At 68.3% G+C, this 22,897-nt stretch carries 26 protein-coding genes; 14 read left to right on the top strand and 12 right to left on the bottom strand.

Going from position 1 to position 22,897, the window contains the following annotated elements; all coding sequences use genetic code 11:
* Together JVH1_RS04845 and JVH1_RS04840 are read right to left on the bottom strand one after the other, a co-directional pair.
* Positions 1-363 (bottom strand): acyl-CoA carboxylase subunit epsilon, encoded by a 363-nt coding sequence (locus JVH1_RS04845; RefSeq protein ID WP_371112940.1) that lies wholly within the window; start codon positions 361-363, stop codon positions 1-3.
* Complete coding sequence (locus JVH1_RS04840; RefSeq protein WP_371112939.1) at positions 360-2,000, bottom strand: acyl-CoA carboxylase subunit beta; 1,641 nt, start codon at positions 1,998-2,000, stop codon at positions 360-362. Before JVH1_RS04840 ends, JVH1_RS04845 begins: the two co-directional genes overlap by 4 nt.
* Before the next feature lie 116 nt (positions 2,001-2,116).
* Here JVH1_RS04840 and JVH1_RS04835 point away from each other — a divergent pair, with 116 nt between their 5' ends.
* The 5 genes from JVH1_RS04835 to JVH1_RS04815 are packed head-to-tail and all read left to right on the top strand — an operon-like array spanning position 2,117 to position 6,175.
* On the top strand, positions 2,117-2,965 hold the full coding sequence (locus JVH1_RS04835; RefSeq protein ID WP_029539458.1) for a biotin--[acetyl-CoA-carboxylase] ligase: 849 nt from the start codon (positions 2,117-2,119) through the stop codon (positions 2,963-2,965).
* A 16-nt stretch (positions 2,966-2,981) separates the two neighbouring features.
* Entirely contained in the window at positions 2,982-3,539 is a 558-nt protein-coding gene (locus JVH1_RS04830) for an HdeD family acid-resistance protein (protein WP_009479500.1), read from the top strand.
* A 15-nt stretch (positions 3,540-3,554) separates the two neighbouring features.
* Positions 3,555-4,112, top strand: coding sequence for a PH domain-containing protein (locus tag JVH1_RS04825; RefSeq protein ID WP_009479501.1), 558 nt, complete (start codon positions 3,555-3,557; stop codon positions 4,110-4,112).
* Between the two features lie 39 nt (positions 4,113-4,151).
* Complete coding sequence (locus tag JVH1_RS04820) at positions 4,152-4,832, top strand: response regulator transcription factor (RefSeq protein WP_025432276.1); 681 nt, start codon at positions 4,152-4,154, stop codon at positions 4,830-4,832.
* A gap of 8 nt (positions 4,833-4,840) precedes the next feature.
* On the top strand, positions 4,841-6,175 hold the full coding sequence (locus JVH1_RS04815) for a HAMP domain-containing sensor histidine kinase (RefSeq protein ID WP_009479502.1): 1,335 nt from the start codon (positions 4,841-4,843) through the stop codon (positions 6,173-6,175).
* A gap of 2 nt (positions 6,176-6,177) precedes the next feature.
* Here the strand turns inward: JVH1_RS04815 and JVH1_RS04810 are convergent, their stop codons facing one another.
* A complete protein-coding gene (locus JVH1_RS04810; RefSeq protein WP_043782185.1) occupies positions 6,178-6,723 on the bottom strand; it encodes a GtrA family protein in 546 nt (181 codons plus the stop codon).
* 130 nt (positions 6,724-6,853) lie between these two features.
* On the opposite strand from JVH1_RS04810, the gene JVH1_RS04805 reads away from it, so the two are divergent.
* Together JVH1_RS04805 and purE are read left to right on the top strand one after the other, a co-directional pair.
* A complete protein-coding gene (locus JVH1_RS04805) occupies positions 6,854-8,113 on the top strand; it encodes a 5-(carboxyamino)imidazole ribonucleotide synthase (RefSeq protein ID WP_009479505.1) in 1,260 nt (419 codons plus the stop codon).
* Positions 8,097-8,624 (top strand): 5-(carboxyamino)imidazole ribonucleotide mutase, encoded by a 528-nt coding sequence (purE, locus tag JVH1_RS04800; RefSeq protein WP_009479506.1) that lies wholly within the window; start codon positions 8,097-8,099, stop codon positions 8,622-8,624. The genes JVH1_RS04805 and purE overlap by 17 nt, the downstream gene beginning before the upstream one ends.
* A gap of 79 nt (positions 8,625-8,703) precedes the next feature.
* On the opposite strand, the gene JVH1_RS04795 is transcribed toward purE, so the two are convergent.
* Positions 8,704-9,423, bottom strand: coding sequence for an endonuclease domain-containing protein (locus JVH1_RS04795; protein WP_009479507.1), 720 nt, complete (start codon positions 9,421-9,423; stop codon positions 8,704-8,706).
* A 182-nt stretch (positions 9,424-9,605) separates the two neighbouring features.
* Here JVH1_RS04795 and JVH1_RS04790 point away from each other — a divergent pair, with 182 nt between their 5' ends.
* Positions 9,606-10,019 carry a hypothetical protein gene (locus JVH1_RS04790; protein ID WP_051033800.1) on the top strand — a complete coding sequence of 138 codons (414 nt, stop codon included), beginning with the start codon at positions 9,606-9,608 and terminating at the stop codon, positions 10,017-10,019.
* On the opposite strand, the gene JVH1_RS04785 is transcribed toward JVH1_RS04790, so the two are convergent.
* Both JVH1_RS04785 and JVH1_RS04780 read right to left on the bottom strand, forming a co-directional pair.
* Entirely contained in the window at positions 10,004-10,723 is a 720-nt protein-coding gene (locus tag JVH1_RS04785) for a TIGR03089 family protein (protein ID WP_043782187.1), read from the bottom strand. The genes JVH1_RS04790 and JVH1_RS04785 overlap by 16 nt on opposite strands.
* Positions 10,724-10,746: 23 nt before the next feature.
* Entirely contained in the window at positions 10,747-12,210 is a 1,464-nt protein-coding gene (locus JVH1_RS04780) for an LCP family protein (protein WP_009479510.1), read from the bottom strand.
* A 134-nt stretch (positions 12,211-12,344) separates the two neighbouring features.
* Here JVH1_RS04780 and rfbD point away from each other — a divergent pair, with 134 nt between their 5' ends.
* From rfbD to JVH1_RS04765, 3 genes are read left to right on the top strand one after another with little or no spacing between them, the layout of a single operon-like run.
* Positions 12,345-13,193 (top strand): dTDP-4-dehydrorhamnose reductase, encoded by an 849-nt coding sequence (gene rfbD / locus JVH1_RS04775; RefSeq protein WP_043782189.1) that lies wholly within the window; start codon positions 12,345-12,347, stop codon positions 13,191-13,193.
* 34 nt (positions 13,194-13,227) lie between these two features.
* Entirely contained in the window at positions 13,228-14,127 is a 900-nt protein-coding gene (locus JVH1_RS04770) for a glycosyltransferase family 2 protein (protein WP_005264672.1), read from the top strand.
* Positions 14,117-15,196 carry a sugar phosphate nucleotidyltransferase gene (locus tag JVH1_RS04765; protein WP_009479513.1) on the top strand — a complete coding sequence of 360 codons (1,080 nt, stop codon included), beginning with the start codon at positions 14,117-14,119 and terminating at the stop codon, positions 15,194-15,196. The genes JVH1_RS04770 and JVH1_RS04765 overlap by 11 nt, the downstream gene beginning before the upstream one ends.
* Positions 15,197-15,286: 90 nt before the next feature.
* On the opposite strand, the gene JVH1_RS04760 is transcribed toward JVH1_RS04765, so the two are convergent.
* The 5 genes from JVH1_RS04760 to cofD all read right to left on the bottom strand — a co-directional run bounded on the left by JVH1_RS04760 (position 15,287) and on the right by cofD (position 19,647).
* A complete protein-coding gene (locus JVH1_RS04760; protein ID WP_237724110.1) occupies positions 15,287-15,391 on the bottom strand; it encodes a transposase in 105 nt (34 codons plus the stop codon).
* Positions 15,349-16,131, bottom strand: a complete 783-nt coding sequence (locus JVH1_RS04755; RefSeq protein ID WP_051033798.1) for a transposase — start codon at positions 16,129-16,131, stop codon at positions 15,349-15,351. Before JVH1_RS04755 ends, JVH1_RS04760 begins: the two co-directional genes overlap by 43 nt.
* A 606-nt stretch (positions 16,132-16,737) precedes the next feature.
* Positions 16,738-17,286 carry an NUDIX hydrolase gene (locus JVH1_RS04750; RefSeq protein WP_005240029.1) on the bottom strand — a complete coding sequence of 183 codons (549 nt, stop codon included), beginning with the start codon at positions 17,284-17,286 and terminating at the stop codon, positions 16,738-16,740.
* Between the two features lie 10 nt (positions 17,287-17,296).
* Positions 17,297-18,661, bottom strand: a complete 1,365-nt coding sequence (locus JVH1_RS04745; protein WP_009479516.1) for a coenzyme F420-0:L-glutamate ligase — start codon at positions 18,659-18,661, stop codon at positions 17,297-17,299.
* The gene (cofD, locus tag JVH1_RS04740; protein ID WP_043782194.1) at positions 18,658-19,647 is read right to left on the bottom strand and encodes a 2-phospho-L-lactate transferase; all 990 of its coding nucleotides are present in this window, start codon (positions 19,645-19,647) and stop codon (positions 18,658-18,660) included. The genes JVH1_RS04745 and cofD overlap by 4 nt, the downstream gene beginning before the upstream one ends.
* Positions 19,648-20,129: 482 nt before the next feature.
* Between cofD and JVH1_RS04735 the strand changes: the two genes are divergently transcribed.
* Positions 20,130-20,390, top strand: coding sequence for a WhiB family transcriptional regulator (locus JVH1_RS04735; RefSeq protein ID WP_166680705.1), 261 nt, complete (start codon positions 20,130-20,132; stop codon positions 20,388-20,390).
* 1 nt (position 20,391) lies between these two features.
* Here JVH1_RS04735 and JVH1_RS04730 read toward each other — a convergent pair whose 3' ends face one another.
* Positions 20,392-20,883, bottom strand: a complete 492-nt coding sequence (locus JVH1_RS04730) for a metallopeptidase family protein (RefSeq protein ID WP_029539455.1) — start codon at positions 20,881-20,883, stop codon at positions 20,392-20,394.
* 80 nt (positions 20,884-20,963) lie between these two features.
* On the opposite strand from JVH1_RS04730, the gene JVH1_RS04725 reads away from it, so the two are divergent.
* Both JVH1_RS04725 and JVH1_RS04720 read left to right on the top strand, forming a co-directional pair.
* Entirely contained in the window at positions 20,964-21,359 is a 396-nt protein-coding gene (locus JVH1_RS04725; protein ID WP_009479520.1) for a DUF3499 domain-containing protein, read from the top strand.
* Between the two features lie 104 nt (positions 21,360-21,463).
* Complete coding sequence (locus JVH1_RS04720; RefSeq protein WP_009479521.1) at positions 21,464-22,831, top strand: phosphomannomutase/phosphoglucomutase; 1,368 nt, start codon at positions 21,464-21,466, stop codon at positions 22,829-22,831.
* Positions 22,832-22,897: the final 66 nt, after the last annotated feature.

Raw genomic sequence — 22,897 nt, 5'->3', positions numbered from 1 at the left:
TCAACGCCGGTACGCCGACACGTTCGGGAACGCGTACGGCGAGAACGGCGCGACGCTCCGGTGCATCCGCGTGGGGGCGCCCCAGGACTCGGGCGGGACGTGCGAATCCGGTTCACCGCTGCCGGCGGCGGCGACCGCGGACAGCACCGCGACGAGCGCCGCGATCTCCTCGTCGGACGGTGAGCCCTTGACCACCTTCAGGAAAGGCTCACGGGCCGCGTCGGCGGCTGTCCCGTCCGTGTCAGTCGGCAAGTCGGTGGCCGCACCGTCCGCGAGCGTGGTGCCCGCTGCGGAACCGTTGACTGACGACGTCGCGTCCGAACCTGTCGCGGTGCGCACGTCGTCCTCGGTGATAGCGGTCATAGGGGGATGTTCCCATGCTTCTTGGGCGGGAGGGTGACCATTTTGCGTTCGAGGAGGCGCAGGGCGGCCACGATCTGTCCGCGGGTGTGGGACGGGGGGATGACGGCGTCGACGTAGCCGCGTTCGGCGGCGACGTACGGGTTGACGAGGGTGTCCTCGTATTCCTGTTGCAGTTGCAGGCGCAGGGCGTCGACGTCGTCGCCGTTCTTGGCGGCCTCGAGGAGGCGTTTGCGGTAGACGAAGCCGACGGCGCCGGAGGCGCCCATGACGGCGATCTGGGCGGTGGGCCAGGCGAGGTTGACGTCGGCGCCCATGTGCTTGGAGCCCATCACGTCGTAGGCGCCGCCGTAGGCCTTGCGGGTGATGACGGTGATCTTCCCGACGGTGGCCTCGCCGTAGGCGTAGAGCAGTTTCGCGCCGCGGCGGATGATGCCGTTGTATTCCTGGTCGGTGCCGGGCAGGAAGCCGGGGACGTCGACGAGGGTGATGATGGGGACGTTGAACGCGTCGCAGGTGCGCACGAAGCGGGCGGCTTTTTCGGAGGCGTCGATGTCGAGGCAGCCGGCGAAGACGGTGGGCTGGTTGGCGACGATCCCGACGCTACGGCCGTCGACGCGGCCGAAGCCGACGACGATGTTGCCGGCGCGTTCGGCCTGGACCTCGAGGAATTCGTCGTCGTCGAGGATGCGGCGGATGACCTCGTGCATGTCGTAGGGCTGGTTCGCCGAGTCCGGGATGAGGGTGTCGAGTTCGAGGTCCTCGGCGGTCAGGGAGTCGTCGATGGAGCCGGTGATCGGGTCGGTGGGCAGCATCCGGGGGGCCGCGGCCTGATTGTTGGACGGCAGGTAGGACAGCAGGTCCTTGACGTAGTCGAGGGCGTCTTGTTCGCCGGAGGCGACGTAGTGGGCGACGCCGGACTTGACCATGTGGGTGTGCGCGCCGCCCAGATCTTCCATGGTGACGTCTTCGCCGGTGACGGTTTTGATGACGTCGGGGCCGGTGACGAACATCTGGGAGGTCTGGTCGACCATGACGACGAAGTCGGTCAGGGCGGGGGAGTAGACGTGGCCGCCGGCGGCGGGGCCCATGATCAGGGAGATCTGCGGGATGACCCCGGAGGCCTGGACGTTGCGGTGGAAGATTTCGCCGTAGAGGCCGAGGGAGACGACGCCTTCCTGGATGCGGGCGCCGGCGCCTTCGTTGATGCCGATCAGGGGGCGCCCGGTCTTGAGGGCGAGGTCCATGACCTTGACGATTTTTTCGCCGTAGATTTCGCCGAGGGAGCCGCCGAAGACGGTGGCGTCCTGGGAGAACACGCACACGTCGCGGCCGTCGACGGTGCCGTAGCCGGTGACGACGCCATCGCCGACGGGGCGGTTGTCGGCGAGGCCGAAGTTCACCGAGCGGTGCCGGGCGAGGGCGTCGAGTTCGACGAAGCTGCCCTCGTCGAGCAGGGCGGTGATGCGTTCGCGGGCGGTGAGCTTGCCCTTGGCGTGGACCTTTTCGACCGCGGCTTCACCGCTCGGGTGCTGCGCCTCGGCCTGACGATTACGCAGGTCGGCGAGCTTTCCCGCCGTCGTGTGAATATCGGGCGTACTCGCCGACTCCGCCGCGCTCGGCTCCTGAACAGTGGTCATGACAGGTCAGCTTAACGAGAGCCGGCGAGCTTCTGCCAAGGGAGGTGGTCAGGCGGCGGGTTGCCCGGACCCGGCTACTGACCAGTACCTTTTACAGCTCGTCCTAGGCTGTGGTGATGTGGACCGACCTGAACCGACCCCCTCTCAACGCCGACAATCTGCGCGCGGCGCTCGTCCGAGGTGACGACGACAGCGACACCCGCAGGTTCTGGGCGCGGCTCGACGTGGTGCAGGAGACCGGGTCCACCAACGCCGATCTTCTCGCGCGGGCCGCGACGTCGAACTGCGACCGGCACGTGCTGCTCGCCGAATTCCAGGGCAGCGGCCGGGGCCGCCACTCACGCGCCTGGGTGAGTCCGCCGCAGGCGCAGATCGCGGTCTCCGTGTTGCTGACGATGCCGGGGATGAGCGTCCAGGACATGGGGTGGCTGCCACTGCTGACCGGTGTCGCCGTCGTCGACGCGCTCCGCGCTGCCGCCAAGGTTCCTGCGGAACTCAAATGGCCCAACGACGTGCTCATCGACGGCCGCAAGGTCGCCGGCATCCTCGCCGAGGTGTCCGCCACCGCACCGGATCCCGCGGTGGTCGTCGGAATCGGTCTCAACGTGAGTCTCACGAGGGACGAACTGCCCGTCGAGCACGCCACGTCGCTCGTCCTCGAAGGTGCCGAGGTCAGTGACCGCGACACCCTCGTGCGGGCGGTGCTGCGCGCCATCGCCGATCGCTGGCAGCAATGGCACGACGCCAACTGGGACGTCACGGAACTCGCCGAGGCCTACCGCGCCCGCTGCGGCACGCTCGGCCAGCGAGTGCGCGCAGAACTGCCCGGCGGGCGTGAACTGATCGGCATCGCAACGGACGTCGACGCGGAGGGCCGGGTCGTGATCGCCCCCGACGGTCAGCCCGGCACGATCGCCGTCGCCGCAGGTGACATCACACATTTACGCCCGGTGCGCACCGAGTAGTGCGACACTGTGGTACATGAGTACCTCAATTCCGGAGTCCTCCGTCACCGCAGCCCGGCGCACGTTGACCGGTCTCACGGTGGTGCTCGGTCTGCTCACACTGGGTCTCGGCATCGCGGTGCTCGTGTGGCCGCACGTGACGCTCACAGTGCTGGCGGTCCTGATCGCCATCCAGTTCTTCGGCTTCGGGATCGTCCAGATCATCCGGGCGTTCGCCGACGTCGAGGCCGGGGCAGCCGCGCGGACCCTGGTGGGCGTATCCGGCGCCCTGGCAATACTTCTGGCGTTCCTCGTGCTGAGGAGCCCCCTCCAGACCGTCGTGATCATCGCGCTCGTCGTCGGTGCGTGGTGGGTGTTCCGGGGTGTGCTCGAGATCGTGGAAGGCGCCTCGGGTTCCGTCGCGGATCGTGGGCTGACCATCGTGCTCGGCGTGATCAGCGTCGTCGCCGGCGGCTTCGTTCTCCTGCAGCCCGAACTGTCGCTCGAGGTGTTCGTGATCGTGGTCGGAGTGTGGATGGTGCTGTACGGCATCATCATCGTCATCACCCCGATAGTGCTCAGCCGCATGCGATAGAGGCACACTCTTCGCATGGGATATCCGGAGGACGCCCTCGCCGAGGACGAGGAACTGCTGCTTCACCGTCATCCACACTGGAAGATGCTGCTGCTCCCCGCCGTCACGTTTCTGCTGGCGACGGCCGTGGCGGGTTTCGCGGCGGGATTCGCCGAGAACAAGCTGGACGGCTCCGCGCTGAACGTCGTGCTCGTCGTCGTCCTCGTGGCATGGCTGGGCCTCGTCGTTTGGCGCTGTGTCGCGCCGTTTCTCAGCTGGAAGTTCACCCACTTCATCGTCACCGACCGGCGTGTCCTCATCCGCCAGGGTGTGATGACGCACACCGGGATCGACATTCCGATGGGGCGCATCAGCAACGTCCAGTTCCGGCACGGCCTCCTCGACCGGATGCTGCGCACCGGAACGCTGGTCATCGTGTCGTCCTCGGACGATCCACTGGAATTCGACGACATCCCCGACGTGCAGCGCGTCCACTCGCTGCTCTATCACCAGGTGTTCGACGCGATGGATCTCCACCGCGAACGGGAGCGTGACGACCCGCGCGGCGACGCCGACACCGGCAAAGGCTGGTAACCGGTCACAGCCGTCTTCGCACCTCCGTACGCTGTGGAGGTGACTGCTGTATTGCTTGCCGAAGACGACGAAGCCATTGCCGCCCCGCTGTCGCGGGCACTGGGCCGGGAGGGATACGACGTCACCATCGAGCAGACCGGCCCGGCAGCGCTGGAGCAGGCGCTCGACGGAGCGTACGACCTGTTGATCCTGGACCTCGGACTCCCGGGGATGGACGGTCTCGAGGTGTGCAGGCAGGTACGCGCCCACAGTTCGGAACTGGCGGTGCTCATGCTCACCGCACGCACCGACGAAGTCGACTTCGTCGTCGGACTCGACGCGGGCGCCGACGACTACGTGGGCAAGCCGTTCCGGTTGGCGGAGTTGATGGCACGGGTGCGCGCCCTGCTGCGCCGTCGCGGCGGCGGCGAGGATTCCGTCGTCGAGGTCGGCGGCATCCGGCTCGAGCCGGCGGCCCGGAGGGTGCTCGTGAACGGCACCGAGATCGCCCTCGCCAACAAGGAGTACGAGCTTCTCCGGGTGCTGCTCGAGCACGCGGGGCAGGTGGTGTCCCGCGACACCATCCTCGCGGAGGTCTGGGGCGACGTGGAACTGCGCGGCTCGAAGACACTCGACATGCACATGTCGTGGCTTCGCCGGAAGATCGGTGACGAAGGCCCCGCCGCCGAGCGTCGCATCGCGACGGTCCGCGGCGTCGGCTTCCGCATCAACACCGACTAGGCGGGGTAGTGCGCCGCAGAATTCTCCAGTCGATCCTCGCAGTCGTGATCCTGACGGCGCTGCTGCTCGGTGTGCCGCTCATCTACACGGCGTGGTTGTGGGTCGAGGATTTCAACCGGAGCGATCTCCAGGTCCGGCTCGATCGGATGGCGACGGAGATCATCACCCAGGAGGGCGTCAACGGCGTCGTCGAGGGAGATCTCGACACGAACTCCCTGCGTCTGCTGACGCCCGCCGGGGGCCGCCTGGTGGTGGTCTACCCGACCACCGACGACGGCGCAGCGCGAGTGGACATCGGCGAATCGTCCGTGCAGTCGCCTCTCGTGGAATCACTCGCGATGGGCACATCCGGTTCGCTACGCCTCGAGGTGCCGTCCGACGAGATGCGCACCCAGCAACGCCAGGCGGTCGGTGCCGTCGCGCTGCTGGTGCTCGTGTCCATCGCCGCAGGCACCGTGGTCGCCTACGTCACCGCGAAGCGGCTCGCCGATCCACTGCGGGACGTCGCCAACCGGGCGGCCCGACTCGCGGAGGGCGATTTCCGGCCGGACACCCGGCGTCACGGCATCCCCGAACTCGACCGCGTCTCCGACGTCCTGGACTCCGCGACCGTCGAGATCGCGGGACGGCTGCAGCGCGAACATGCGCTCGTCGCGGACGTCTCTCATCAGCTCCGCAGCCGCCTCACAGCCGTCAGACTCCGGCTCGACGAGCTGTCCGTGCACTCGGACCCCGCGGTCGTGGTCGAGGCCGACGAGGCGATGGCGCAGGTGGACCGTCTCACCGTCGCGATCGACGAACTGGTCCGCTCGTCACGCAGCAGCGGCACCGAGACCCAGGTGTCGGTGATCCGGGAGCTCGGCGTGGTCATCGCCGACTGGAAGCGTCCGTTCGAAGACGCCGACCGCGAGTTGGTGCTGCGCGGGGACACGAACGTGATGGCGTCGACCACCGGTTCCCGGCTCCGCGAGGCCGTCGCGGTGCTCGTCGACAACGCACTCATGCACGGGGCGGGAACGTGCACCGTGGCGGTGCGCCTGATCCAGGGTCAGAATCTCAGGACGCCCGGCGAGGAGACGTCGCCCCGCGAGACCATGGTGTGCGTCGAGGTGTCGGACGAAGGAGTCGGGGTCAGCAACGACCTCGCGCCGCACATCTTCGACCGCGGATTCTCGGGGGCCGGTTCGACCGGTGTGGGCCTGGCGCTGGCCCGTGCGCTCATCGAGGCCGACGGCGGCCGGCTGGAACTGCAGCGTCGCCGCCCGGCCCTGTTCGCGATCTTCGTTCCCATCGCCCGCGAGCACGTGCCGACGCGGGTCACCGGGATCCGGGAACCGCGCTGAGATCAGGAGTGGCCGAACTCTTCCTCGACGGCCTCGTCGACGAGGTCCGGATCGATGATGTGCACGTTCTCGTCGGGGAAGGCGAACCGGCGGAGTGCCCAGAAGCGGAACACCATCTGCAGCAGGTTTCCGATGATGTAGTTGAGCACGAAGTCGACGACCACCAGCGTGGTCAGGTTCTCCTGGCTGGCGCGGATGTCGAACACGTTGTTGGCGATCCACAGCGGCGCCGCCGCGAGGAGCACACCGATCCCGCTGATCGTGAAGAACAGCAGGGCCTCGTGGTGACGTTCACGCCCGCCACGGTTCTTGAACGACCATTCGCGATTGAGAATATAACTCAGGACCGTCGCGAGAATTCCGGACAGAATTTTTGCGACAACGGGCTTCTCTTCGAGGATCGTCAGGCTCAGCGAATAGAAGATCGCGAGGTCGAAGATCATGGTGGTGCCGCCCACAATCGCGAACTTGATCAGTTCGTGATGCCGCAACGCGAGAGCCCGAAAAGGCTGGGGAACGCGTGCTAGGACGCCGTCGACAAATGACACAACGGATGAGTTTACGAAAGTCGGACCGGATACCACCAATTGGCGGCGAGATCATCAGGAGAATCACAGAAACTGCCCACCGGCACCTCGGCGGCGGAACCCAGCGCCGGACGTGACAAACTAGTGACCCGTGACCGGCAACTCTGACTCCACACCGCGTCCCACGACACCCCGCGATCTGACCGCCGGGCAACCCGTCGTGACGATGATCGGTGGCGGCCAACTCGCGCGGATGACCCACCAGGCCGCGATTGCGCTCGGCCAGACCCTGCGGGTGCTCTCCGGCACCGCCGACGAACCCGCAGCCCAGGTGAGCCCCGACGTCGTCCTCGGCAGCCACACCGACCTCGACGCGCTCCGCAGGGCCGCGGTCGGGTCGCACGCGCTGACCTTCGACCACGAGCACGTGCCCACCGAGCACCTCGACGTCCTGGTCGCCGAGGGCGTCAACGTGCAGCCGCCGCCGACGGCGCTCATCTACGCACAGGACAAGCTGGCGATGCGCCGCAAGCTCGCCGAACTCGGCGCACCGGTCCCGGCCTACGCCGAGGTGACCTGGGCCGAGGACGTCGTCAAGTTCGGCGCCGAACACGGATGGCCCGTCGTGATCAAGGCCGTCCGCGGCGGATACGACGGTCGCGGCGTGTGGATCACCGACGATTCCGACGAAGCCGAGCGCATCGTCACCCAGCAACTCGACCAGGGTGTCTCCCTCATCGTCGAGGAGAAGGTCGAGATGCGGCGTGAGCTGTCCGCGATGGTGGCGCGGTCACCGTTCGGTCAGGGCGCCACGTGGCCCGTCGTGGAGACGGTGCAACGCCACGGACAGTGCGCCGTGGTCCTCGCCCCCGCCCCAGCGCTGCCCGACTCGGTCGCCGAGGCCGCCGAGGAACTGGCGCTCCGCATCGCGTCCGAACTCGGAGTGGTCGGCGCGATGGCCGTCGAACTGTTCGAAACCACCGACGGCACGCTCGTCGTCAACGAACTAGCGATGCGCCCGCACAATTCGGGCCACTGGACCATGGACGGCGCCCGCACCTCACAGTTCGAGCAGCACCTGCGCGCGGTCCTCGACTATCCGCTCGGCGACACCGCACCGCTCGCACCGATCACGGTGATGGCGAACGTGCTCGGTGCACCGACGGCCCCCGAGATGAGCATGGACGAACGCGTCCACCACCTCTTCGCCCGAATGCCCGACGCAAAGATCCACCTGTACGGCAAGGGGGAACGTGAGGACCGGAAGATCGGCCACGTGAACATCGTCGGCGGACCCGGCTCGATCGACGACCCCGAGTACGTGGCGCGGGTGCGCGAGCGCGCCGAGCGCGCCGCGCATTGGCTCTCGCACGCTGAATGGACCGACGGATGGGATGTACACGGTGAGTGACACGGCAGCACGGCAGGGCGCACAGGTCGGGCTCATCATGGGCAGCGACTCCGACTGGCCCACCATGGAGGCTGCCGCCGAGGCGCTCGCCGAGTTCGGGGTGCGTTTCGAGGTCGGTGTCGTGTCCGCGCACCGCACACCGCAGCGCATGCTCGACTACGCGAAGGAGGCGGCCGGCCGCGGCATCCAGGTGATCATCGCCGGCGCCGGTGGTGCCGCACACCTGCCGGGCATGGTGGCATCGGCCACCCCACTGCCCGTCATCGGTGTGCCCGTCCCGCTGAAATACCTCGACGGGATGGACTCGCTGCTCTCGATCGTGCAGATGCCCGCAGGTGTCCCCGTCGCGACCGTGTCCATCGGCGGCGCCCGCAACGCGGGCCTGCTCGCCGTCCGCATCCTCGGCGCCTCCGACCCCGCCCTGCAGCAGCAGATGGTCGGGTTCCAGGACGGGCTCGAGAAGATGGTCCTGGACAAGGACAAGGCACTCCGCGACAAGCTGCTGGGCTGACCGCGTCGAACTGAGCCGCCACTCTTCGCTGCTCCGGGGGCCGAATCAGCCCTGGGGGAGCAAGGAGTGGCGGCTCAGTTCACTTCGGGCGCCGACTGCGACGCCGTCGACGCACCGAATCGAAGATCTCGCCGGCGACCACATCGGGATGCGCCAGCACGTCGTAGGCCGCGAAGCGGAGCACCATCCACCCCTCACTGACGAGCCAGTTCTGACGCCGTCGGTCGGTCCGGAACACGTCGGGCTCGCTGTGGAACTCGCGGCCGTCGACCTCGACCACGATCCGCGCCTGCTCGTCGGCGAAATCACCCACGTACGGACCGATCGGGTGGTTGGCCTCGAGCGGGAAACCGCGAAGGCTGAGCTCGCGACCGAAGGCAGCGTGGCCTAACAGCCGTCGTGCCGCGGGCGCGCCGTGCCGGCCGTGGTGAGCGGCGCAGAGGTCACGGTGCGGACCGACGCTCCGGTCGAGTTCGCTGTCGACGAGGGACGCCACGTCTCCTTCGGGCATGACGCCTGCGCAATCGAAGAGCGCCTGGGCGGGCGACACCGCCGGAAGAAGGGACACCATCGACACCGTGTGCGGTGCGAGGTCGCGGCGGTAACAGCCGAAGCCAGTCCGACGGCGTGACGCGCAGCCCCGGGGAATCGTCGCCTCGACGACCGCCGGCTCGGGCAACGAGCCGTAGAGCCAGGCCGCGGTGCGGTGGCTCAGGACCGCGGCCGGCCGCCACGCCGACACGGCGGCACACCGGATGTACGTGTCGGGTTCGACGAGGGAGTACACCGTGGGCAGCACGCGGTGGTAGCTGCCACTTCGGCACAGGGCGGCGATGGTGCTGCGGGGGATCCGGCGTCGGTGAGTTCTTTCAGGGTACGAATGCGTGCGGTCATGATCGGCAGCATCGTGGCGGGCGCGTCATCCCTGCCGCGCGCGAACTGAGACTTCAGGTTGGTCTGTGGATGGGCGAGAAGTTGTGGATGAACGTCGCCTCGAGCACTTATCCTGCGCCTGTGAAACGCAGCCGCGGTGTGCCGATGATCCGAGCATCGCGGGGGAGCTCGCAGTCCGCGGCGATCACGCGGCTGGCGTTGGCGTATGCCCGGCTGTGGGGTGCGCGCATCGCGTTCGACGCCGAGTTCGGCATCTTCGTGTGCAGCGGGATGCGGGGTGGGTACGCGCGCGGCGGGACGACGATCGGCGGCGCATTTCTCACCGGCCGGGAACCGGCGAGATCGCTCGTGCGACACGAAGCGGTCCACGCCGACCAATGGGCTACGTACGGGTGGACCTTCGCTCCGCGGTATCTGTTCGAGGAGTTGCGGCACCGCGGTGCCCGGAACAGGTTCGAGGTCGCCGCGGGCCTCGCGGACGGCGGCTACCGGGTGAGCTGACGGGTGATCTTCTCGGTGTCGACGCGCCTCGACCGGGCTGCGGCGTCGGCGTTGGTGACCTGCACGAGTGACGCGCCGGCCGCGAAGACGGCCACCAGACCGTCGATCAGGGCGTCGGGGGAGTCCCACGCCTCTTCGGACAGCACCCGGTCGGTCCCGGTGATTCCCTGCGATTCGGCGGAGGCGAGTGCTGCGGCGAGGACGTCGTCGACGCTCTTGCCCGCCAGTGCGGGTCCGGCGACCGTCGGCCGGAACTGGTCGCCGTGGACGCGCACGGACGTGGCGTAGTCGGTGATGCCGACGGGGAGGTCGGGGACGGGCCTGCCGAACGCGTCCAGCGACAGCGCCGCGACCTCGGGTACGTCCTCGACGTCGCCCAGGTGCTGGGCCGAGACGAGTGCGATCTCGGCGTCCGCATCGGCTTCGAGGACGACCTCGGCGCCGGCCCACCATGCGCCGAGCAGAACTGCGGAGGTTTGCCAGTGCGCGGGAAGGAGCACCGCGACGCGGGCGCCGGGCTCGACGCCGAACTCGTCACGCAGCAGGTTGGCGGTCTTGGCCGCCCAGTTGGCGAGGGTGAGGGCCGAGAGTTCGACCCGTTCGCCGGTCGCGTCGTCGTAGAACGTGACGCGCGGGCCGGCCGGGTCGTTCTTCAGGATGGGGTCGAGCAGGGCGTCGGTCAGCGTGCGGGACGCATGGTTCATGGACACGATCCGTCTCTCGTTTTCTAGTTCACACAACGCGGGCCCGACGAGCCGGCATCGATGGGCGGGCCGGGCGGTGCCGGGGTGGGGGTCGTTCCTGCTGCGGACGCGGGCTCGAGGCCTGTCTCCGAGGACTCGGACGACGTGGTGGTGCCGGTGGTCTCGGCGGACGTCGGGCCCTGGTAGTCACTCGACAGCACCACCCGCACCGAGCCTTCGGGCAGTGTCGCGTCGGTGTCGGTGGGGAGTCCGCCGAGTGCTGCGGCGACCGCCTTGGCGCTGTCGTCGTCCGCGGAGTGCGCGAAGACGGTGGTCTCGCTCACCGACTGACCTGTGTAGTTGCCGACCTCGCCCTGGCCGTAGCCGAGCGACGTGAGGGCGTCGGCGACGCCGTTCGCGAGGCCCCCGACGTCGCTGGCATTTGCGACGTCGACGGTGACGGTCGAGGCGTCGATCTTGGGCGTCTCGGACGTTGTGGTGTCTTCCGAGTCGGTGGGCTCCTCGCCGACGAGACCGGCCACGTACTTCTTCACGTCCTTCGGCTTGACCTCGACGATGGACTCGCCGTAATCGGTCATGCCGTTGAGATCCGCGACCGGAATCGTCTCGAACTGCACCTTGCCGCCGGCGAGGTCCTGCAGTTGGGTGGCGAATTCGATGATGTCCCAGTCGTCGTCGAGCACCACCGAGCGTTGCACGGCGCCGCTGAGTTCGTTCAGCTTGCCGGGGTCGCTGAGTGTCTTCGCGGACAGCACCTTGCCGACGAGCGAGGCCATGAACACTTGCTGACGCACGATGCGGTCGAGGTCGCCGCGGGGAAGGTCGTGGCGCTGGCGGACGAAGCTCAGTGCGTCGGCACCCTTCAACGTCTGCTCACCGGCGGGGAAGTGCGCGCCGGACATGTCCTCGTCCACCGGTTCGTTGAGGCAGACGTCGACGCCGCCGACGGCGTTGGTGAGGAGGACGAACCCGAGCAGCCCGACCTCGGCGTAGTGGTCGACGGTGATCCCGGTGAGGTCGGCCACCGATTGGATGAGCGCCTCGCGGCCGGCCTTCGTCGACTCCTCCTCGGCTTCCTCGTCGGTGGCGCCGTCCTCGACGAGTTTGAGCCGCTCGGTCTCCTTGGTGGCCCCGTACGCGGCGTTGATCTTCGACATGCCGATGCCCGGCACGTCGACGTAGGAGTCGCGGGGGATCGAGATGGCGGTGGCGGAACTCCCGTCGTTGGGCACGCGGATGAGGACGATGGTGTCGGTGTTGGACGCCACTTCCTCGCCGGCCCGAAGCGAGTCGAGTTCGTCCTGGGACAGGGGGTTACCGTGGGCGTCGGTGCGGCTGTCGGTGCCGACCATGAGGATGTCGACGGCGCCGTCGGCGCTTCCGCCGAGTCCCAGACCGCCCGCGGTTGCCAGATTGTTGCGCAGCGAGTCGATACTCCGCCAGGCGAATCCCGTCACGACGAGGGCGAGCACCGACAGCACCGCCACAGCGATGTGAATCGGCCGCCGAGCCGTGCTCGGGGGTGCGTCTGGTGCGGGTTGCTCGTGTGACACGGAAACCAGGCTACTGGTCGACGCGCCGGGAGCAGGGAGGCGTCGATCGGCGTGCCAGACTGACCCCCGTGACGAAGATCCTTGTGACCGGCGCCCGGGGACAGCTGGGTGGGCACCTCCTCCGACGAGCCGAGGCGACGGGAATTCCCGCCCGGGGGGTGGGGTCCGCTGAGCTCGACATCACCGACCCCGGCGCGGTGAACGAGCAGGTCGAACCCGGATCGGTGGTGATCAACTGCGCGGCGTACACGGCGGTCGACGCTGCGGAGTCGGACGAGGACACCGCCCGGGCGGTGAACGAGACAGGGCCGGGGAACCTGGCGGCGGCGTGCGCCCGGGTGGGTGCCCGGCTGATTCACGTCTCCACCGACTACGTCTTTGCCGGGCAGGGCGACACGCCGTACGAGGTGGACGCCCCGACGGGTCCGGCGACCGCCTACGGACGCACCAAACTCGCCGGCGAACGCGCCGTCCACGCAGCGCTTCCGTCCGCCCACGTCGTGCGCACAGCATGGGTCTACACGGGGGTCGGCTCCGACTTCGTCTCCACCATGCTCCGGCTCGAGCGCGAACGTGACACGGTCGACGTCGTGGACGATCAGGTGGGCTCGCCCACATTCGCCGGCGACCTGGCCGATGCACTGCTCGAACTCGCGGGGCGCAGCGACGTCGACGCGCCGGTGCTGCACGCCACCAATTCGGGCCGGGCGACTTGGTTCGACCTCGCGCGCGCCGTGTTCGAGGAAGCAGGCGCGGACCCGGAGCGAGTCCGGCCGTGCACGAGTGCCCAGTTCGTGCGGCCCGCCCCGCGACCGGCGTTCTCGGTGCTGTCCGGCCGCGCGTGGGCCGACGCCGGGCTGACCCCGTTGCGGCCGTGGCGAGACGCGTTGCATGCGGCTGTGCGTGAAGCGGTGTGAGGCGGACCTGCTCCCAACGGCTACGCTTGCCCGCGTGAGTTCGAAGCTGGCCGTGGTGACGGTGACCTTTTCGCCAGGTGAGCATCTGGAGCAGTTCCTGGGCACTCTCGCCGAGGCGACGAAAGAAGATCCGCAGGTCGTGATGGCCGACAACGGATCGACGGACGGCGCCCCCGAGGCCGCGGACGCGGCGCACGAGCACGTGCGCCTGCTGCGCACCGGCGGGAACATCGGCTACGGCGGTGCCATCAACAGGGCTGTGGCGGAGATCGACGACGAGATCGAATTCGTCGTCATCGCCAATCCGGATGTTCGCTGGGCGCCCGGATCGATCGACGTACTACTCGCGGCCGCCGAGCGCTGGCCGCGAGCGGGGGCGCTCGGACCTCTCGTTCTGGAACCCGACGGGAGCATCTACCCGTCGGCGCGCCAGGTGCCCGACCTCGTGTCGGGTGCCGGGCACGCGATTCTGGGCACGGTGTGGCCGTCCAACCCGTGGACTGCCGGCTACCGCCAGGAGAACGAGACGGTCAGCGAGCGGTCGGTCGGCTGGTTGTCCGGTTCGTGCCTGCTGATGCGGCGCGCGGCCTTCGACTCGATCAACGGCTTCGATTCCCGCTACTTCATGTACATGGAGGACGTCGACCTCGGCGACCGCCTGGGCAAGGCCGGGTGGCTGAACGTGTACGTGCCCTCCGCCGAGGTCACCCACGCGAAGGGGCACGCCGCGGGCAAGCATCCGGAACTGATGCTGCCAGCTCACCATCAGAGCGCGTACCGGTTCCAGGCCGATCGTCATCCCCACTGGTGGCAGGCGCCGCTTCGGTGGGCACTTCGGGGAGGATTGGCAGTGCGGTCGAAGATCGCCGTGGCTGCCGCAGTCCGGGAACGACGCACGAACCAGAACGAGGGGGGAACGACTCATGGCAATTGAGAAGACGACCGACGCAGTGGTGCTGGTCGGCGGTCAGGGAACGAGGCTCCGCCCGCTGACGTTGTCGGCGCCCAAACCCATGCTGCCGACGGCGGGTCTGCCGTTCCTCCAGCATCTGCTCGCGCGGATCGGGGCGGCCGGGATCAGGCACGTGGTCCTCGGGACGTCCTTCAAGGCGGAGGTCTTCGAGGAGTACTTCGGCGACGGTTCCAAGCTCGGGCTCGAGATCGACTACGTCACCGAGACCGAACCACTCGGCACCGGTGGCGGCATCCGCAACGTTCTGCCGAAGCTGCGCGGTGACCACGCCATGGTCTTCAACGGCGACGTTCTCGGCGGTACCGACCTGGGCGCGATCCTCGACACCCACCGGAACCGGGACGCCGACGTCACCCTGCACCTCGTGCGAGTGGGGGATCCGCGGGCGTTCGGCTGCGTGCCCACCGACGCCGACGGCCGGGTCACCGCGTTCCTCGAGAAGACGCAGGACCCGCCGACCGACCAGATCAACGCCGGCTGTTACGTCTTCAAGCGCGAGATCATCGAACGGATCCCCGAGGGCCGTCCGGTGTCGGTGGAGCGCGAGGTGTTCCCGTCGCTGCTGGCCGAGGACGCCCGCATCTACGGACACGTCGACTCCTCGTACTGGCGCGACATGGGCACCCCCGAGGACTTCGTGCGCGGTTCCGCGGACCTGGTGCGCGGCATCGCTCCGTCGCCTGCGCTCGACGGACCGCGCGGCGAATCGCTCGTCCACCCGGGCGCGGGTGTCGCCCCGGGCGCGCTGCTGATCGGCGGGACCGTAGTCGGCCGCGGCGCCGAGGTGGGTGCGGGCGCGCGACTCGACGGCGCGGTGCTGTTCGACGGCGCCGTGGTCGAGGCCGGAGCGACCGTCGAACGGTCCATCATCGGTTTCGGCGCGCGCATCGGGCCGCGGGCTCTGGTGCGTGACGCGGTGATCGGTGACGGAGCGGACATCGGCGCCCGGTGCGAACTCCTGCGCGGGGCCCGGGTGTGGCCGGGCGTGACGTTGCCCGACGGCGGGGTCCGGTTCAGCACGGACGTGTGAGAGATCAACGTACCCCTGCCCTGAAGGGCCGGGTTTGCCAGTCGCGTCCCCGACTGGCTGTCAGGTGCGCGCCGACCGTAGGCCGGTTGATTAGGCGGCCCAATAGCCGTGCGTCGTGGTCATGTACTTCGCGTATCCCAGGTAGGCGATGTTCAACGCGGCATTGTGATCTGCCTGATCGACATGTCCACACACCCGGCACACAAACCGATCCTGTGTGATCCGGTTCGCCTTGTCCGCGTGTACTTGCCGCGGCGTGCGGTGACCGCCCCACCGGACCAGTCCGCCGACGCAGCGGTGTCATCGGAGGTGACCGCGAGGTTCACGATCCCCAGGTCCACGCCGAGGAACTCCTCGACCACTACCGGTTCGGGTGCCGGGACGTCGACCGTCGCGTGGAGGAACCACATGTTGTCGCGGAACACGAGATCTGTCTCACCACAACAGTGTTCCAGGAGTGCACGCTGCCACGGCGCGCACACGTACCGCACCGCTTTGAGTCGATCTTCGCTTGTCCAGATACTGATCGTCGAGCCCTGCTGTTTCCAGGACAGGCACCGATCGTCGAACGGTTGCGCCGCCAACGCCCGGAACCCGATCGCCGCGGCGGCGATATCCGTGGCGCGTTTGCCGCCACGCGGACCATAATCACCGGCCTCGAGGTTCGCGCCCCGCGTCGCGTAGGCGTCCGCGACCTTCTTGATCGTGCGGACCGCCGGTTGCGCCGACAGTCCCAACGCCTTCAACTGGTGGTAGACGGCCTTCTGCAGGGCGAACGCGCGGCAATCCTCGCTCGCTTGCGCGACCCGTGACACCACGCCTGCGGCGGTGTTACACAACATCAGCGTGTCGTGTAGCGGATGCGCCTGCGCGTCGGTGGGGGCAAGTTTGATCTTCACCACCCGTCCGATGCTCACCCGCTGTGAGGAGTTCATGGCAGAGGTGTGTGACGCGTTCGGTGTGGCGCTGACCGAGTTCAACGCGAAGCACCATCACGTGCATCTGCCGATCCACGACCCACGACCCACCGACAGTTGAACCGTCAATTCTGGCACCAGCCTCGGGGGTGTCTCGGCACGGCATCCGCGACAGCAATTTCCCCCGACCACACCCGGGCAAACCTCTGCAGTCACTCTTCGCCACCATCGTATTTCGTTGCCTCCGCCGGAGAGACCCCGCAATCAAACGTCGCCCCATACATCACCAACCAGAAACAGCCCTGATCCCGGGGGAGTCGTGCAGTCCCGGCTCTACCACGCAACTCTGATCGGCTACCTCCGGCCATGAAGGGCCCGGCTTCCGCCAAAGCGCTGGTGAAGTGACGCACGGCTTCACACGCTAAGTGGCGCTCGACGATTCGTTTACGGAGGGATCGGCGATCCGGACCCGAGGCGTCCCAACGGATTACGCGGATGATCGGATCGGGTTGCCGAGCAACGTGCGGCCCGTTCGGGGGATCTCGGCTACGCCGATCCGGCGATCTGGGGAACATCCTCCGGCGACCGTATCTCGGCGAAACGCCCGACGTCGGAACAGCGCCGCTAGCGCAGTCCGGCCAGGTGCACGAGCTGGTCGATCGTGGACTTCTCCGCGTTCGGCGGCAGTGCGTCCACCGGCCACCAGCGGAGGTCCGTCGATTCGGAGCTGCGCACGATGTGGGCGTCGGGCCGCGCGCGGACGAGGAACCGGAGATCCAGGTGCCGGGTGGGTTGTCCGAGTGAGCACGTGATCGGGTGGGTGTGCGCCGACAGCAGGTCGGGATCGATCCGGAGGTCGGGAATTCCCGATTCCTCGCACGCCTCCCGCAGCGCGGCGTCGACGACGGTCTCGTCGGAAGGCTCGCAGTGCCCGCCCAATTGGATCCACCGGCCGACCCTGGGGTGCAGGGTCAGGAGCACGTGACATCCTCCCTCGTCCAGGACGAGGGAGGACGCCGTGATGTGTCCGGGTGCGTGCTCCCGCAGGCACCCGAGCGGCGCCGACGCGAGGAACGCGAGCATGGTGTGCCGCAATGATTCGTCGTTCTCGTCGAGCGTCTTCCAGCCCTCGAGTGCGGCGGTCGCGGTGCGGTGCAGTGATTCGGCGCTCATTGCGCGTGGGTCATCTCTCGATCAGGGCGTCGCCGGGGTCGGCGGCGTGTCGGGGGGTCAGTGGTTCGAGGGGGTGGCCGACGGCGATCGCGCCGAGGGGTTGCCAGTCGGCGGGCAGGTCGAGGGTGCCGCGGACGGTGTCCGGGGCGAAGATCGTCGACCCGATCCAGCAGCTGCCGATTCCCTTGGTCGCCAACGACACCAGCAGCCCCTGCACCGCGGCACCGACCGCGACGGTGAACATCGTCGACTCCGCCGCCCGCCGGCGCTGATCGGGGTAGTGGTGGGCGCCGTCGGGGACGCAGAACGGGATGATCACCTCGGGTGCGTCGAGCAGGATGTTGCCGCGGGCCACCCGTGTGTCGATCGCGTCGGCGCTCATCCCGTCGGCGGCCAGGTCGGTGCGCCACTGCTCCCGCATCCGGGTCAGCAGTGCGTCGCGGACCGTGCGGGTGCGGATCCACACGAACCGGACCGGTCGGGTGTGGTGCGGGGCGGGCGCGGTCAGCGCGTCCGCGATCGACGCCCGCACCGCGTCCGGGTCGACCGGGTCGGTCGCGAAGTGGCGAACCGAGCGGCGCAGCAGCACCGCCTCCGCCCGTCCCAGCTCGACGGATTCGGCGGTGCCGAGCCAGAACAGGTCCTCGGCGCCGCGGCGGATCAGATCTTGTGCCCGCGAACCGTCGTCGACCAGATCCAGGCCCCGCACCACCGCGACCGGTACCCCACCGAGCTTGCCCTTGACCAGATCGCCCGCGGCGGCGATCTCGTCGGCGACCGCCACCTCCGTCACCACCAGTTCATTGCCCTGACTGTCGCGGGACCCGGCGTACCCGTGCAGCACCGGCAACCCGACCGCACCGATCGCGGCGTCGATCTGACCGTTGCGCCACGCCCGGCCCATGGTGTCGGTGACCACCACCGCCACCCGCACCCCCAACGCCACCTCGATCGCCTCGCGCAGGGCGGCGGCGCTGGCATCGGGATCCTCCGGCAGCAACGCCAGTTCGGAACCCGCCACGTTCGAGCCGTCGATCCCCGACGCGGCCTGCACGATCCCGAGCCGGTTCTCGGTGATCAGGGTCCGGCCCTTGCGGGCCACGATCCGGACCGCTTCCTGCTCGACGAGGCGTCGGCGGGCCGCGTCGCGTTCCTCCGGGTCGGTCGGGGAGGACACGATCCGGCCCTCGACCTTCGAGAACACCTTGCTGGTGACCACCAGCACGTCGCCTTCGGCCAGCCACGGCGCGGCCGCGACGATCGCGGCCGCCAGGTCGTCGCCGGGCCGGAACTCGGGCAGGCCCGCGATGGGCCGGATTTCGATCGCACCGCCCGGGGCGTGATCGAGCCCGGACGCACCCGCGGGTTCGGTCACAACGTCACCCCCGCCACGTCCAGCGCCGCCCGCACCATCGCCGCGGTGGCGTCCGGGTCGGTCATGATCAGCGGCACACTCCGCACCTGCACCCCGGGGACCTCCGCGGTGTCGGTGTCGTGCACCAGCCAGCCGTCGAGGATCCCGGTCCCGGACCGGGCCCCGTACCAGCGGCCGATCGCCTCCGCCGAGGTGTCCACCCCGATCACGTCGAGGCATTCGTCGGCCATGCCCCGCAACGGTTTTCCGCCGACGATCGGCGAAATCCCGACCACCTTCGCGGCGGTGGTGCGCAGGCCGCCCCGGATCCCCGGCACCGCCAGGATCGCCCCCACACTGACCACCGGATTCGACGGCGCCAGCAACACGATGTCGGCGGTCTCGATCGCCTCGAGCACCCCCGGCGCCGGCGCGGCCTGCTCGGCGCCGATGTGCGCGAAGCTGTGCGTCGGCACCTGGGCGCGGTACCGCACCCACCACTCCTGGAAATGGATCGCCCGCTGCTCCCCGTCCTCGGGGTCGGTGATCACGACGTGAGTTTCACTACGATCATCGGTCACCGGCAGCAAGCTCACACCCGGTTGCCACCGGTTGCACAACGCCTCGGTCACCGCCGACAACGGATACCCCGTCCGCAGCATCTGGGTGCGGATCAGATGGGTGGCGATGTCCCGGTCCCCGAGCCCGAACCAATCCGGTTTCGCACCATAGGCGGCGAGTTCCTCCCGGGCGTTCCAGGTTTCCCCGGCATGCCCCCACCCACGCTCGGTGTCGATACCACCGCCGAGGGTGTACATGCAGGTGTCCAGGTCCGGGCAGATCCGCAACCCGTGCATCCACACATCGTCACCGACATTGACCACCGCAGTGATCCGGTGCGCGGAATCGGCGCCCCCACCACCGGGCGCATCGGCCCCCAGAAGTCTCCGCACGCCTTGCAGGAACCGGGCCCCACCCACCCCGCCAACCAATACAGTCACGTTCACGGTGCAAGCCTAGGCGGTGGCCGCCCGCCTCCCGTGTGCTGCTTCCCCGGAGCGAATCGAGAGCGCGAAATAGTAATCGACTTTCAACGGTTAGCTTGACCGCGACACGCTGGGCGTGTCTAATCACAAATATGTCATTCCGATGTTGTGGGCGTGGGATCGCTTGCAGCGGGGATCAATTCGAACGGTTGTTCGAACGGGTGGCAGGGGTGTTCGGTTCGGGGTACATGATCGATCGAAATTTTCTGCGCTATCACAGGTGAGGAGGCGGAACGATGCCCAATGAGCAGATCGAGTCGGAGACTCGCTGGAGCACAGTAAGCGACGAACCGCAGACCAATTCCGAAGCAGGCGCAGCGGACGGCGTCTGTGTTCAAGAAGTCTGTGTTCAAGAAGCCAGTGTGCAAGAAGACAGTGTGAAAGTAATTTCTGTGCCGGAACTCGTTGCACAGGAAGTCGAGACGACGGGCCCCCGCCCGGCGTTGAGTCTGGTGACCGGTTTCGACGAATTGTTCGAGACCATCGAGGATCAGTGGCAGGAGCGCGCGCTCTGTGCGCAGACCGACCCTGAGGCCTTCTTCCCCGAAAAGGGAGGCTCCACCAGGGAAGCGAAGCGCATCTGCCTGGGCTGTGAGGTGCGGGACGAATGCCTCGACTACGCACTGGCCAACGATGAGCGGTTCGGTATCTGGGGTGGCTTGTCGGAGCGTGAGCGCCGGCGCCTGAAGCGGGGGATCGTCTAGTTCAGTCTTCGTCGCCCGGCAGATCCGGGTCGATGACCTCGGGTTCGACTCCGAGGTACGTACTCACCTGCTGTACGAGCACGTCGTGCACCAGGTCGGTGAGATCGTCCGGGTCCTTGGCGCGCTGTTCGAGCGGTCGCCGGAACAGGACGACTCGCGCCCGCGTCGTGGATCCGTGCCGGTCGATGCCGGCCGGGATCAGTCGGGACAGTGGCACGGGCCCGTCCGCCACGACCTCGGCGGGCCAGTTGACCGAATCCGGGTCGAGAGCATGAATCTTCGGGACCTCGTCGACGGCGATGTCCAGCTTCGTCAGGCGTTCGCGCCAGCGCGCGTCGATCGGCGCGAATGCCTCGAGCACCACCAGATCGAACTTCTCTGCGCGGCTCCGTCGTGCCGGCGCGTCCGGAGGGAACACGGACCCGCGGATTCCCCGTCCCCGTCGGTCGACGGATCGGGTGGTCACGGGACGCCTGCGTCGTGCTCTGGACATGGTGTGGACATTACGACAGCCGCACACTCTCGGTGTGTCCGAGTAGGTGTCGGGCCTTCGTGGGGCTAGGCTCCCTAGCTGTGAGATCTCTGCGTCGATGCTGCCGCCCCGGGTGTAAGAATCCCGCTGTCGCGACGCTCACGTACGTCTACTCCGACTCCACCGCCGTCGTCGGCCCGCTCGCCACGGTCGACGAGCCGCACTCGTGGGATCTGTGCGAAACGCACGCGTCGAGGATCACCGCACCTAAGGGCTGGGAACTGGTTCGGTACGAGGGTGGGTTCTCGTCGAGTACCCCGGACGAGGACGACCTGACCGCGCTGGCGGAGGCCGTGCGGGAGGCGGGCCTCGGCGATCGCTGGCGGTCCGAACGGACCGTGTCCACCGAGGATCGCGCGGAGACCGGCACCCAGCCCGGCCCGGCGCGCACCGGTCGCCGCGGCCACCTGCGGGTACTTCCCGACCCTTCCAACTGACGTCCCCGCCTGCTTCCGGGCCTGCGGCCCGCGGCGTGCCGTGCCCGCGACGGGCAGGCATTAGGCTTGCGCCAGCACTGGTGCTCGTAAAGGAGAAACAAGAAGTGGCGCGATCAGCCGAGTCCGTACATGCCGTGATCAAGGCTTACGACGTGCGGGGTGTCGTCGGTGAACACATCGACGCCGCGTTCGTGCAGGATGTGGGTGGCGCATTCGCACGACTCGTTCGCGAGGACAGCGCCACGAAGGTCGTGATCGGCTACGACATGCGCGCGTCGTCCCCTGAACTGGCCCGCGCATTCGCCGACGGCGTCACCGCCCAGGGCCTGGACGTCGTCCTCATCGGTCTCGCGTCCACCGATCAGCTGTATTTCGCGTCGGGGCTGTTCGACTGCCCGGGTGCGATGTTCACGGCGAGCCACAACCCGGCGAGGTACAACGGCATCAAGCTGTGCCGCGCAGGCGCGAAGCCGGTGGGGCAGGAGACGGGCCTCGCCACGATCGCGGCCGAGGTCATCGACGGGGTTCCGGTGTTCGACGGCGCTCCCGGCGCGGTGTCCGAGGAGGACGTGCTCGAGCGGTACGCGAGCTTCGTCCGCGGACTGGTGAGCCTGTCCGACCTCCGCCCGCTGACGGTGGCCGTCGACGCGGGCAACGGCATGGGCGGGCACACCGTTCCCGCGGTGTTCGAGCCGATGCCGGTGAAGCTGGAGCCGCTGTACTTCGAGCTCGACGGCACGTTCCCGAACCACGAGGCGAATCCGCTCGACCCGGCGAACCTCGTGGATCTGCAGCGATACGTCCGTGAGACCGGTGCCGACATCGGCCTGGCCTTCGACGGCGACGCCGACCGCTGCTTCGTGGTCGACGAACTCGGCAACCCGGTGTCGCCGTCCGCCGTCACCGCCCTGGTCGCGGAGCGGGAGCTGGCCAAGGAGCCCGGCGCGACCGTCATCCACAACCTCATCACGTCCCGCGCGGTGCCGGAACTGGTGACGGAGCTGGGCGGACACCCGGTCCGCACCCGGGTGGGGCATTCGTTCATCAAGCAGCAGATGGCCGAGACGGGCGCGATCTTCGGCGGCGAGCACTCCGCGCACTACTACTTCCGCGACTTCTGGGGCGCCGACTCCGGGATGCTCGCCGGACTGCATGTTCTCGCGGCGCTGGGGGAGCAGGATCGTCCGCTGTCCGAGCTGATGGCGAAGTACGAGCGGTACGCGGCGTCGGGAGAGATCAACTCGACCGTCGCGGACGCCGCCGAAAGGACCGACGCGGTGTTGTCGGCGTTCGCGGACCGCACCACGGTCGTGGACCGGCTCGACGGTGTCACGGTCGAACTCGTGGACGGTGCGTGGTTCAACTTGCGGGCCTCCAACACCGAGCCGCTCCTGCGACTCAACGTGGAGGCGGCGACGGCGGCCGAGGTAGATGCACTCGTTACCGAGATACTGGGCATCGTCCGAGCCTGACTGCCATAGTTGGAACTACAGGTTCTGCACGTGTTGCGAATGTGGCTTGCACTGACGAAGAAAGGG

The organism is Rhodococcus sp. JVH1, from assembly GCF_000280725.2.
Lineage (GTDB): Bacteria > Actinomycetota > Actinomycetes > Mycobacteriales > Mycobacteriaceae > Rhodococcus_F > Rhodococcus_F jostii_A.
Note: the sequence above shows the minus strand (reverse complement) of the source record. Positions and strands in the feature narration are given on the sequence as shown.

Excerpts from the sequence above, each read along its gene's own strand:
- JVH1_RS04845 (WP_371112940.1), bottom strand. The coding sequence starts at position 363 with ATGACCGCTATCACCGAGGACGACGTGCGCACCGCGACAGGTTCGGAC.
- JVH1_RS04840 (WP_371112939.1), bottom strand. The coding sequence starts at position 2,000 with ATGACCACTGTTCAGGAGCCGAGCGCGGCGGAGTCGGCGAGTACGCCC.
- JVH1_RS04835 (WP_029539458.1), top strand. The coding sequence starts at position 2,117 with ATGTGGACCGACCTGAACCGACCCCCTCTCAACGCCGACAATCTGCGC.
- JVH1_RS04830 (WP_009479500.1), top strand. The coding sequence starts at position 2,982 with ATGAGTACCTCAATTCCGGAGTCCTCCGTCACCGCAGCCCGGCGCACG.
- JVH1_RS04825 (WP_009479501.1), top strand. The coding sequence starts at position 3,555 with ATGGGATATCCGGAGGACGCCCTCGCCGAGGACGAGGAACTGCTGCTT.
- purE (WP_009479506.1), top strand. The coding sequence starts at position 8,097 with ATGTACACGGTGAGTGACACGGCAGCACGGCAGGGCGCACAGGTCGGG.
- JVH1_RS04790 (WP_051033800.1), top strand. The coding sequence starts at position 9,606 with ATGAACGTCGCCTCGAGCACTTATCCTGCGCCTGTGAAACGCAGCCGC.
- JVH1_RS04785 (WP_043782187.1), bottom strand. The coding sequence starts at position 10,723 with ATGAACCATGCGTCCCGCACGCTGACCGACGCCCTGCTCGACCCCATC.
- JVH1_RS04765 (WP_009479513.1), top strand. The coding sequence starts at position 14,117 with ATGGCAATTGAGAAGACGACCGACGCAGTGGTGCTGGTCGGCGGTCAG.
- JVH1_RS04755 (WP_051033798.1), bottom strand. The coding sequence starts at position 16,131 with ATGAACTCCTCACAGCGGGTGAGCATCGGACGGGTGGTGAAGATCAAA.
- JVH1_RS04750 (WP_005240029.1), bottom strand. The coding sequence starts at position 17,286 with ATGAGCGCCGAATCACTGCACCGCACCGCGACCGCCGCACTCGAGGGC.
- JVH1_RS04730 (WP_029539455.1), bottom strand. The coding sequence starts at position 20,883 with ATGTCCAGAGCACGACGCAGGCGTCCCGTGACCACCCGATCCGTCGAC.